Origin of the sequence: Massilia sp. CCM 8734, from assembly GCF_011682155.1 — a bacterium.
GTDB lineage: Bacteria > Pseudomonadota > Gammaproteobacteria > Burkholderiales > Burkholderiaceae_D > Telluria_A > Telluria_A rubra.
Window position 1 is genome coordinate 1 of sequence record NZ_WHJI01000156.1, and the last position, 836, is coordinate 836.

1 pseudogene is annotated in these 836 nt (G+C 61.7%); it reads left to right on the top strand.

Annotated features, from left to right (window positions below):
• Positions 1 to 103 precede the first annotated feature (103 nt).
• Positions 104 to 836, top strand: a pseudogene (locus F2P46_RS36005) (transposase); the annotation flags it as partial.

Below are 836 nucleotides of genomic sequence, written 5' to 3' on the forward strand. Positions count from 1 at the left end.
CGGAACGGATGAAAATTGCTTGGCAGCGCAAGCGAAAAGGTGGGAGTGGGCGCCCATTTCTGGCATGATTTAGTTTCTGACGCTTAATCAAAACGCCCACACCATGAATGCTACCCGACCCGCTCTGATCATGCAACTGCTGGAACGCAGTTCAATATGACGTGCTGCCGGAACTGTGCGCAGAAGTGGGCGTCGTGACGCCGAAACTTGAGCGCGTTATCTACGTTCTGGAGTGGGCGCGTATCGAAGAATTCGCTGACGATTCCTGGGACGGCATCGGCCGACCGCCGCATGTTCGGGCCTGGCTGGCGAATGCTTTCGTGGCCAAGGCGGTGCTGGGCATCACCACCACCGTCGGGCTGGTCGAGCGCCTGACCATGGACAAGACCTTGCGGCGCATTTGCGGATTTCCGCCGTTTGCAAAGCTGCCTTCGGAGGCGACGTTTTCGCGGGCTTTTGCGCAGTTCGCTGAGGAGCGACTGGTTGAACGCGCCTACGCAGCCATGATCAAGGAACACCTGGGTGACCAGTTGATCGGACATATCAGCCGCGACGGCACGGCCATTGCTGCCCGCGAGCGGCCTGCAGCGGCGGCCAGCGCGGCATCGCGCAAGCAGGGCAGGCGCAAGGGTAAGCGCCCGGTCAAGCAAGCGGCGCCGGCTTCTGGCTCGCCGATCCGGCGTCAACGCGGCCAGACCTTGCCCGACATGCTCGCCGAATTGCCAACGATCTGCGACCGCGGCACCAAGTGCAACGCGCAGGGTTACAAGACCAGCTGGAACGGGTACAAGCTGCACATCGACACTGCCGATTGTGGCGTTCCCATCGCCGCCTTG